The organism is Streptomyces sp. C, from assembly GCF_000158895.1.
Classification (GTDB): domain Bacteria; phylum Actinomycetota; class Actinomycetes; order Streptomycetales; family Streptomycetaceae; genus Streptomyces; species Streptomyces racemochromogenes.
The window spans coordinates 5,994,872-6,004,787 of record NZ_GG657750.1 but is presented as its reverse complement, the minus strand read 5'-3'; the positions used below and the strand labels follow the sequence as shown (position 1 = coordinate 6,004,787).

Sequence of the window (9,916 nt, the reverse complement as noted above, 5' to 3'; positions counted from 1 at the left end):
CGACCCGGTGTCGGTCGACGCGGCGGACGCCGCCGAGGCGTACGTGGCGAGCGGCGCGGACGGCGTGGCGGTGCTGTGCTCCTCGGACGCGCTGTACGAGGAGCGGGCCGCGGCGGTGGCCGCCGCCCTGCGCGGGGCCGGCGCGACGACCGTGTTCCTCGCGGGCAAGCCCGGCACCTGCGCCGACGCCGTGGACGAGTACGTGTTCGCCGGCTGTGACGCGGTCGCCGTGCTGTCCTCCGTACTCGACCGGATGGGAGTCCCCCATGGCCAGTGAGCGCCGTGTGAGCAGCATCCCCGATTTCTCCGAGCTCGCCCTCGGCGCGGCCCCGCGCGGCGCCACCGAGGACCAGTGGCGTGCGGCGGTGAAGGAGTCCACCGGCACCACCCCGGCCGACCTGCTGTGGGAGACGCCCGAGGGCATCGGCGTACAGCCGCTGTACACGGGCCGGGACCTGGAGGGCCTGGACTTCCTGCGGACCTACCCGGGTGCGGCGCCGTACCTGCGCGGCCCGTACCCGACGATGTACGTGAACCAGCCCTGGACGATCCGGCAGTACGCCGGCTTCTCCACGGCGGAGGAGTCCAACGCCTTCTACCGGCGCAACCTGGCGTCCGGGCAGAAGGGCCTGTCGGTGGCGTTCGACCTGCCGACGCACCGCGGCTACGACAGCGACCACCCGCGCGTGACCGGCGACGTGGGCATGGCGGGCGTGGCGATCGACTCGATCTACGACATGCGGCAGCTGTTCGACGGGATCCCGCTGGACAAGATGTCGGTGTCGATGACGATGAACGGTGCGGTGCTGCCGGTCCTCGCGCTGTACATCGTGGCGGCGGAGGAGCAGGGCGTCTCGCCCGACAAGCTGGCCGGGACCATCCAGAACGACATCCTCAAGGAGTTCATGGTCCGCAACACCTACATCTATCCGCCGAAGCCCTCGATGCGGATCATCTCGGACATCTTCTCCTTCACCTCGCAGAAGATGCCGCGGTACAACTCCATCTCGATCTCCGGGTACCACATCCAGGAGGCGGGGGCCACGGCCGACCTGGAGCTGGCGTACACGCTCGCGGACGGCGTGGAGTACCTGCGGGCGGGTCGGGGCGCCGGGCTGGACGTGGACGCGTTCGCGCCGCGGCTGTCGTTCTTCTGGGCGATCGGCATGAACTTCTTCATGGAGGTCGCGAAGCTGCGGGCGGCGCGGCTGCTGTGGGCGAAGCTGGTCAAGCAGTTCGACCCGAAGAACGCCAAGTCCCTGTCCCTGCGTACGCATTCGCAGACGTCGGGCTGGTCGCTGACGGCGCAGGACGTCTTCAACAACGTCACGCGCACGTGCATCGAGGCGATGGCCGCGACCCAGGGCCACACCCAGTCGCTGCACACGAACGCCCTGGACGAGGCGCTGGCCCTGCCGACGGACTTCTCGGCGCGCATCGCCCGCAACACCCAGCTGCTGCTCCAGCAGGAGTCGGGGACCTGCCGGTCGATCGACCCGTGGGGCGGCAGCGCGTACGTGGAGAAGCTGACGTACGACCTGGCGCGCCGGGCGTGGCAGCACATCCAGGAGGTCGAGGCGGCCGGCGGCATGGCGCAGGCCATCGACGCGGGCATCCCGAAGCTGCGCGTGGAGGAGGCCGCGGCCCGTACGCAGGCGCGGATCGACTCGGGCCGGCAGCCGGTGATCGGCGTCAACAAGTACCGGGTGGAGAACGACGAGCAGATCGACGTCCTCGTGGTGGACAACTCCTCGGTGCGCGCCCAGCAGATCGCCAAGCTGCGGCGGCTGCGCGAGGAGCGCGACGAGGCGCGTACGCAGGACGCGCTGCGGGCGCTGACGAACGCGGCGGAGCGCGGCGCGGGCCAGGGCCTGGAGGGCAACCTGCTGGCGCTGGCGGTGGACGCGGCGCGGGCGAAGGCCACGGTCGGTGAGATCTCGGACGCACTGGAGAAGGTGTACGGGCGGCACGCGAGCCAGATCCGTACGATCTCGGGTGTGTACCGCACCGAGGCAGGCGAGTCCCCGTCCGTGGAGCGCACCCGTGCGCTCGTCGACCGGTTCGAGGAGGCGGAGGGCCGCCGTCCGCGCATCCTGGTCGCGAAGATGGGCCAGGACGGCCACGACCGCGGCCAGAAGGTCATCGCGACGGCCTTCGCCGACCTGGGCTTCGACGTGGACGTCGGCCCGCTGTTCCAGACCCCCGCGGAGGTGGCCCGCCAGGCCGTCGAGGCGGACGTCCACGTGGTGGGCGTCTCGTCGCTGGCGGCCGGCCACCTGACCCTCGTACCGGCGCTGCGCGAGCAGTTGGCGGAGGAGGGGCGCGAGGACATCATGATCGTGGTGGGCGGTGTGATCCCGCCGGCGGACGTCCCGACGCTGCTGGAGATGGGCGCGACGGCGGTCTTCCCGCCGGGCACGGTCATCCCGGACGCGGCCCACGACCTGGTGACGCGGCTGGCCGCGGACCTGGGCCACGAGCTGTAGGCGGCCGAGCGGATGCCCCCGAAGATCGACATCGACGTGTACGTGAAGGGCGTGCTCGACGGGAAGCGGGCGCACATCGCGCGTGCCATCACCCTCGTCGAGTCCACCCGGGCGGACCACCGCGCCCTGGCCCAGCGGCTGCTGACGGAGCTCCTGCCCCACACGGGCAGGGCGCGCCGGATCGGCATCAGCGGGGTGCCGGGGGTGGGCAAGTCCACCTTCATCGACGCGTTCGGCTCGATGCTGACGGGCCTGGGGCACCGGGTCGCGGTCCTGGCGGTGGACCCCTCGTCCACGCGTACGGGCGGCTCCATCCTGGGTGACAAGACCCGGATGGAGCGGCTGGCGGTCGATCCGGCGGCTTTCGTACGCCCCTCGCCGTCCGCCGGAACCCTGGGCGGGGTCGCGAAGGCCACGCGCGAGTCGATGATCGTGATGGAGGCGGCGGGCTACGACGTGGTCCTCGTCGAAACGGTGGGCGTCGGCCAGTCGGAGACCACGGTCGCGGGCATGGTCGACTCCTTCCTGCTCCTGTCCCTGGCCCGTACGGGCGACCAGCTGCAGGGCATCAAGAAGGGTGTCCTGGAACTGGCGGACGTCCTCGCGGTGAACAAGGCGGACGGCCCGCACGAGCGCGACGCGAAGGCCGCGGCCCGGGAACTGTCGGGCGCGCTGCGCCTGATGCACCCGGCGGATGCGGCGTGGACCCCGCCGGTGCTGACGTGCAGCGCGCGCGAGTCGTCGGGCCTGGACGAGGTCTGGAACCGCCTGGAGCAGCACCGGACGGTCCTGGAGACCGGCGGGAGGCTGGCGGCCAAGCGGGCGGCTCAGCAGGTGGAGTGGACCTGGTCGATGGTCCGCGAGGAGCTGCTGGAACGCCTGCGCTCGGACCCGGCGGTACGTGAGCTGGCCCCGTCCCTGGAGGCGGCCGTCCGCGCGGGCACGGTCACGCCGACGTCGGCGGCGGACCGGATCCTGGGGGCGTTCGGGGGCTGAGCCGGCGCCCTGGCCGGGCCCGTCACCGTGTCGTGCGGGGCGGGCCCGTCCGCGTTCCTACGCGTCGACGTTCCTACGCGTCGACCAGGACCGGGTCCGGGGTGCCCAGGGCCGCGCGGAGGGTCTGGGTGCGGGTGGCGGGGTCGGGGGCGGACAGGAGGGCCGCGAGGACGGCGATGCGGGCCTGGCCGGCGCGGAGGGTGCCGGTGGGGACGGCTCCGGCGGCGACGAGGTCGACGGCGCCGCCGTGCGTGTAGATCTCGGTGACCGGGCCGGCGGCGACCCGCGTGGTCAGGGCGACGAGGACGCCCCGGGCGACGGCGGCCCGTACGGCTTCGACGATCTCCGGGGTGGCGTTGCCCGCGCCGGTGCCGATCAGGACGATGCCCTGGGCGCCGGCCTCGACGGCGGCGTTCAGCAGCAGCGGGTCGGCGTCGGCGTGGTGCATGACCATGTCGACGCGCGGCGGCAGCTCCGGCATGGCGGGCAGGGCGAGGGGGGCGGGGCGCTCGGGGTTGCGGAGCACGGCGACCTTGCCGAAGCCGATCTTGCCGAGGAGTTCCTTCGAGGGGTCCGCGAAGGCGTCCAGGGCCACGGCCTGGGTCTTCACGGTGCCGCGGGCGGCGTGGACCCGGCCGGCGAAGGTGATCAGGACGCCCAGCCCGCGCGTGGTCGCGGCGGTGAGGAGGGCGTCGTAGAGGTTGCCGGGGCCGTCGCCGTCGGCGGAGCCCATGGGGAGCTGCGAGCCGGTGAAGACGACGCTGCGCGCGTCGTGGTGGTGCAGGTCGACGAGGAAGGCCGACTCCTCCAGGGTGTCGGTGCCGTGGGTGACGACGACGCCGTCGACGCCGGGGTCGGCGAGGACCTCGTGGACGGTGCGCAGCAGGGTCAGCTGGTGGGCGGTGGTGAGGCGGGGGCTGTTCACGCTGAACAGGTCGACGACCTCGACGCTGACGCCCTCGGGCAGCGGTGCGGTGGCCATGACCTCGCGGCCGTCCGCCTCGGCGGCGAAGCCCGAGCCCATCCACCGGCTGGCTATCGTCCCGCCGGTGCTGATGACGACGATGCGCCCCATGGCCACCCTTCCTTCGTACAGATTTTCTGGAGGGGGCAATGATAGTGAGATCTACGCGCAATGCGATTGCGTGTTTGGGTCGAACCGTAATAAAGACTGGGTGATAATTGCGTGATGGACGCGATTGACCGTGAAATCTTGCGTGAGCTCCAGCGCGACGGCCGGCTCAGCAACCAGGAGCTCGCCCAGCGCGTGGGCCTGACCCCCTCCCCCTGCATGCGCCGGGTGCGGCAGCTGGAGCAGGACGGGGTGATCCAGGGATACCGCGCGGTGATCGACCCCGAGGCGGTGGGCCGGGGCTTCGAGGTGCTGGTGTCGGTGGAGGTCCGCAGGGACCGGGACGCCGTCGAGGCCTTCGAGGCGGCCCTCCAGGACATCCCAGACGTGGTGGAGGCCTACCGGCTGTTCGGCAGCCCCGGCTGCCTGCTGCGCATCGCGGTCGCCGACCTGCGCGCGTACGAGCGGCTGTGGATCGAGCGGCTGACGGCGCTCGAAGGGGTGACCGAGGTCAACTCCCAGATCATCATGAAGCGCGTCAAGGACCCCACGGGCCTGCCCGTGTGAGGGGGGCCACCCCTCCGGCCTGCGGATATCCCCGCGGTCCGGGAGGCGCACGGCGAGCGATAACCCTCCAATAAGGCCCCCGCATAGCTTCTGGAATCCAGAACGGATGCTCACACCAGAAGGGGGTGCCGCATGGACTTCCGGCTGCTCGGGCCGATCGAGGCCAAACGGGGAGGCGGCGCTACGATCCCGCTCTCCGGTTCGAAGGTGCACACGGTGCTCGCCGCGCTGCTGCTGTCCGAGGGACGCGTGGTCTCCGATGCACGGCTCAGCGCGCTCCTGTGGGGGTGGGACCCGCCGGCCACGGCGAGCGCGCAGATCTACACGTACATGTCGAGGCTGCGCAAGCACCTCGGTGAGGAGATCGAGATCGTCCGGCGCCAGCCCGGCTACGTGCTGCGGGCGCCCGGGGCGTGGATCGACCTGACCGAGTTCACCCGGCTCGACCGGCTGGGCCGCGAGGCCCTCGCCGACCGGCGCTTCGAGGAGGCCGGGGAGCTGCTGCGCGACGCGCTGGACCTGTGGCGGGGCACCGCGCTGGCCAACGCGACCGAGCAGATGATCGAGGCGGAGCTGCCCCCGCTGGAAGAGGCGCGGATGCTCGCGCTGGAGAGCCGCATCGAGGCCGACCTGGCCGTCGGGCGGCACGAGCAGGTGACCGCCGAGCTGACCGGGCTGGTCGCCGAGCACCCCGTACGGGAGCGGCTGCGCGCGCAGCTGATGACGGCCCTGTACCGCTGCGGGCGGCAGGCCGACGCGCTGCACACCTACTACGAGGGGCGCGCGGTCCTCGCCGACCAGCTGGGCGTGGACCCGGGCGAGGCCCTCGGCTCCACCTACCAGGCGGTGCTCGGCGGCGGACTGGGCCTGGCCTCGGCCGCGCCCCCGGCGTCCGCCGCGGAGGGCCCTCCGGCGGCCGCGGCGGTGCCCGCGGGACGGGCCGCGCCCTCGACGCTGCCGGCGCCCTACGGGGAGTTCACCGGGCGCGGGGTCGAACTGGCCTCGCTGCGGGAGCGGTTGACCCGGGAAGACGGCCGCCCGCGCCGGCTGCTGATCACCGGCATGGCCGGGGTGGGCAAGACGGCGCTCGCGGTGCGCGCGGCCCAGGACTGCGCCGCCCGCTTCCCCGACGGACAGCTGTACGTGGAGCTGTGCCACCCGGACGGGGCCCCGAAGGAGCCCGCCGAGGTGCTGGTGCGGCTGCTGCGCGCCCTCGGGGAGCCGCCGCCGGCGGCCGCCGCGCAGGATCTGGAGGAGCTGGTGCGGCTGTACCGGACCCGGACCTCGGGCGCCCGGCTGCTGCTGGTGCTGGACGGGGCGGTGGGCGACCGGCAGGTGGCGCCGCTGCTGCCGGGCGGACCGGAGGCGGCGGTGCTGATCACCAGTCAGGCCCGGCTGGCCCGGGTGGCGGGCGCGGACACCACCGCGCTGTCCCCGGTCGACGACGACGAGGCGATGGAGCTGCTGGCCTCGCTGGCGGGCCGGGACCGGCTGGAGGCGGACCCGGACGCGGCCGACGACCTGGTGGCGTACTGCGCGGGGCTGCCGCTGGCCCTGTCGGTGACGGGGGCCCGGCTCGCGGCGCGGCCGCACTGGCCGGTGGCCCGGCTGGCGGCCCGGCTGGCCGATCCGGACGGCCGGCTGGCCGAGCTGGCGTACGGGGACGTGAGCGTGCGCGAGGCGCTGGTGCACTGCGTACGCCGGGTCGGCGGCCCGGAGCTGGCCACGCTGACCGGGCTCGCCGACTGGGACGGGGAGCCGTTCTCCGCCCAGTACGCGGCGCTGGTGCTGGGCACCGCGGAGGAGGAGGCGGAGTCGGCCCTGGACGCCCTGGTGGACGGCGCCCTGATGGAGCTGTCCGGGCTGGACGCCCAGGGCAGGCCGCTGTACCGGTGCAACGACCTGGTGCGGCTGCTGGCGGCCTCGCTGACCACGCGTGACGCCTTCCCCTCCGCGGTGCGGTGAACACGTGGCGGGCCGGACACCCGGGGGGTGTCCGCGAAGTGGCGCCGTCCGCCCGGAGGGCGGGCCCGGCGGCGCCCGGTGCGGCGGGAGTGCGCGCCGGGCGCCGTGGGCGCCGTGCGGGACTTTCGCGACACCCTTCAGGGGACGGCGCTCACCAGGAGCTGTGGGAGCGCGGCTGGAAGGTGCCGGCCGGCCGCAGGGCGGGCTCGATGGTCTCCCGGACGATGGTCCAGACGTCGCCGACGACCCGCTCGCGCGGCGGGCGCGGCGACCCGGCGAGGGCGTCGGCGGCGATGGCCCAGGCGGAGGCGACGGCGGCGGTGGCCCGGACCTCGGCGGAGGGCTTCGCGGCCTTCGCCCGGGCCCGGCCCACGTCGATGCGGAACGCGAGCTCGGCGGCCTGGCCGGCCTGGACCTCGCGGATGAGCCGGGTGACGGGGAGCGCGAAGACGGCGGGCGAGAGCGGGTGCTCGTAGACCCGGCGGACCCAGGTGGAGAAGCGCAGCCGCTCCCGCTCCTCCCAGCCGCCGCGTGCCGCCGGGCCCGGGTCGTCCTGTTCGACGGCCTCCGCGATGTGGGTGAAGTAGGCCTTCAGGTCCTCGGCGGTCAGGCCCAGCAGGGTGGTGCCGGCCGGGGCCTGGGACGCGGGCCGGCCGTGGGCGGAGTGGGCGGTGATCAGCTCTTCCGCGGGGAAGAAGGACTCGATGGTCATGGCTCTGCGGGCCTTTCGCTGAGGCGGTACCGGGGCGGTCGGGCGGGACGGGTGATCGTGCGGGTGCGGTGCGCGGGTTCAGGCGGCCGTCGGACGGTCGACGTGGTGGTGGACGGGGCCGTGGGCGGCGGGTCCCGCCGGCCGGGCCAGTGCCACCGCGACGTCGTCGAACACCCGGAGGTCCTCGACGGTCCAGGCCGTGGTCCTGCCGCGGTGGGTGTGGGTGACCCGGACGGGTCCGGTGCGGGCCGGATGGGTTTCCAGCAGGCCGAGTTCGACCCCGGACAGACCGAGGCCGGTGGCCTTGACCACGGCCTCCTTCCGGGTCCAGATCCGGTGGAAGGCCGCGTCGCGTTCGGGCCCCTGCGGCAGGGCGGCCAGGTGGGCGCGCTCGGCGGGGGTCAGGTCCGGGTCGGTGGTCGCCGAGCGGCGTACGGGACGCAGGGCCTCGGCGTCGATGCCGATCGCGGGGCCGGCGCCGAGCGCGAAGACCCCGCAGCCGTTCGTACGGCTCGTGCTGAGCGCGAGCGGCACCGGCGGGACGACCAGCCGGGGCGGACCGTGGCTGCCGTCGCCGCAGCCGGGACAGGCGTCCCGGCCGAGGGCGACGTCCCGGGGTTCGAGGCGGAACAGCTCCCCGAGTGCCCGGCGGGCGGCGGCGCGGGAGCGGACGAAAGCCGCGGCGTCGCGTTCCGCCGGCAGGGACAGCGCCCGCCGGAACTCCTCGGTGTCCAGCAGCGGCAGATCGGCCGGATCGGTGTTCTCGGGCGGACGCCACCACCAGACGTGGGCCTCCCCCTGGGCGCCCAGGGCGCCGGCCGCGGCGATCGCCGCGCCGTGGGCGGGGTCCTCTTCCCTCAATGCCATGAAATCCTCCCTTCTTCTCCCCCGTCGAACGGTGCGGGAACTGCGGCCGACCGGCGGATTTCACCGGGGACAAAGCCGCCCCATAAGCATTCGGCGGGCAACTATGTCCCGCCTATACCTATTTCCGCTGCACGTTCGGGAGTGTTTTCCATAGGAATGTGATAGGGCGCGTCCGGAAACTGACTCGGGTCAAGGCTCATCTACCCCGAGGAATTCTTCATGCCAAGGACGCGAGAGCACACCCTTACCCTTCCCGCGACCGGTACGACGCCGGACGCCGTCACCCTCACCGACGCCGAGCGCGACGAGCTGATCGCCCTGGCCTCCGGGGTGCTGGCGGCCGGCCCGGCGCTGATCGACGAGCCCGCCTGGCTGGACACCGTCCGGGACGCCTCGGCGATGCTGCCCCGCCGGATCCTCTCCGAGCTGCGCCGGTTCCGGCACGACGCCGGACCGGACGCGGTGCTGCTGCTGCGCAACGTGCCGGTGGTGGCGAGCCACCCGCTGCCGGAGACGCCGAGCGTGCCCGGTTCCGTCGAGCGGGTGCCGGCCGTGGCTTCGGCCCTGGTCACGGCGGCGATGATGCAGCTCGGCGAGGTCATCGCCTATCGCAGCGAGAAGACCGGCGCCCTGGTGCAGAACGTCGTGCCGGTGCCGGGCAGCGAGAATTCCCAGAGCAATGCGGGATCGATTCTGCTGGAACTCCACGTCGAGAACGCCTTCCACGACAACAAGCCCGACTACGTGGGGCTGCTCTGCGTGCGCGAGGACGCGACGGGCGACGCGAAGCTGTGCACGTCCTCGATACGAAGGGCACTCCCGCTGCTTTCCGAGCGGACGGTCGCGGTACTGGCCGCACCCCGGTTCCTCACCGAACCGCCGCCGTCCTTCGGCGGCCTGAATTCCGTCACGCCGGCGCACCCCATCCTGGTCGGGGACCTCGAGGACCCGAACGTCCTGGTGGACTTCGCCGCGACGCACCCGCTGGACGACGAGGCCGCGGCCGCCATGTCCGAACTGCGCGAGGCGCTCATGCGGACGATGTCGGCGCTGGCGCTGCGGGTCGGCGACCTCGCCGTGGTGGACAACCGGCTCGCCGTGCACGGCCGGACCTCCTTCACCCCTCGTTACGACGGCCAGGACCGCTGGCTGCACCGGGTGTACGCGCACCTGGACCACCGGCGCAGCCGGGTGGACCGCAAGGGCGGCGGGGCGGTGCTCGACTGAGGACCGGACCGCACGCACCGAAGG

At 73.4% G+C, this 9,916-nt stretch carries 8 protein-coding genes and 1 pseudogene; 6 read left to right on the top strand and 3 right to left on the bottom strand.

Annotated features, from left to right (window positions below):
* The 3 genes and pseudogenes from SSNG_RS27070 to meaB all read left to right on the top strand — a co-directional run.
* A pseudogene (locus SSNG_RS27070) lies at positions 1-277 on the top strand (methylmalonyl-CoA mutase); the annotation flags it as partial.
* Positions 278-293: 16 nt separating this feature from the next.
* Entirely contained in the window at positions 294-2,486 is a 2,193-nt protein-coding gene (scpA, locus tag SSNG_RS27065; RefSeq protein WP_241695268.1) for a methylmalonyl-CoA mutase, read from the top strand.
* A 12-nt stretch (positions 2,487-2,498) separates the two neighbouring features.
* Positions 2,499-3,482, top strand: coding sequence for a methylmalonyl Co-A mutase-associated GTPase MeaB (meaB, locus tag SSNG_RS27060; protein WP_007267113.1), 984 nt, complete (start codon positions 2,499-2,501; stop codon positions 3,480-3,482).
* 73 nt (positions 3,483-3,555) lie between these two features.
* Here meaB and SSNG_RS27055 read toward each other — a convergent pair whose 3' ends face one another.
* The gene (locus SSNG_RS27055) at positions 3,556-4,557 is read right to left on the bottom strand and encodes an asparaginase (protein ID WP_042802013.1); all 1,002 of its coding nucleotides are present in this window, start codon (positions 4,555-4,557) and stop codon (positions 3,556-3,558) included.
* A gap of 114 nt (positions 4,558-4,671) precedes the next feature.
* Here SSNG_RS27055 and SSNG_RS27050 point away from each other — a divergent pair, with 114 nt between their 5' ends.
* Both SSNG_RS27050 and SSNG_RS27045 read left to right on the top strand, forming a co-directional pair.
* Positions 4,672-5,121, top strand: coding sequence for an Lrp/AsnC family transcriptional regulator (locus SSNG_RS27050; RefSeq protein WP_042802011.1), 450 nt, complete (start codon positions 4,672-4,674; stop codon positions 5,119-5,121).
* 132 nt (positions 5,122-5,253) lie between these two features.
* Positions 5,254-7,086: an AfsR/SARP family transcriptional regulator gene (locus SSNG_RS27045; protein ID WP_007267110.1), complete on the top strand. Its 1,833-nt coding sequence runs from the start codon at positions 5,254-5,256 to the stop codon at positions 7,084-7,086.
* 151 nt (positions 7,087-7,237) lie between these two features.
* Here SSNG_RS27045 and SSNG_RS27040 read toward each other — a convergent pair whose 3' ends face one another.
* Positions 7,238-7,798, bottom strand: a complete 561-nt coding sequence (locus SSNG_RS27040; RefSeq protein WP_007267109.1) for a hypothetical protein — start codon at positions 7,796-7,798, stop codon at positions 7,238-7,240.
* 78 nt (positions 7,799-7,876) lie between these two features.
* Positions 7,877-8,665 carry a 4'-phosphopantetheinyl transferase superfamily protein gene (locus SSNG_RS27035; RefSeq protein ID WP_007267108.1) on the bottom strand — a complete coding sequence of 263 codons (789 nt, stop codon included), beginning with the start codon at positions 8,663-8,665 and terminating at the stop codon, positions 7,877-7,879.
* A gap of 219 nt (positions 8,666-8,884) precedes the next feature.
* Here SSNG_RS27035 and SSNG_RS27030 point away from each other — a divergent pair, with 219 nt between their 5' ends.
* Positions 8,885-9,892 (top strand): TauD/TfdA family dioxygenase, encoded by a 1,008-nt coding sequence (locus SSNG_RS27030; protein ID WP_007267107.1) that lies wholly within the window; start codon positions 8,885-8,887, stop codon positions 9,890-9,892.
* Positions 9,893-9,916: the final 24 nt, after the last annotated feature.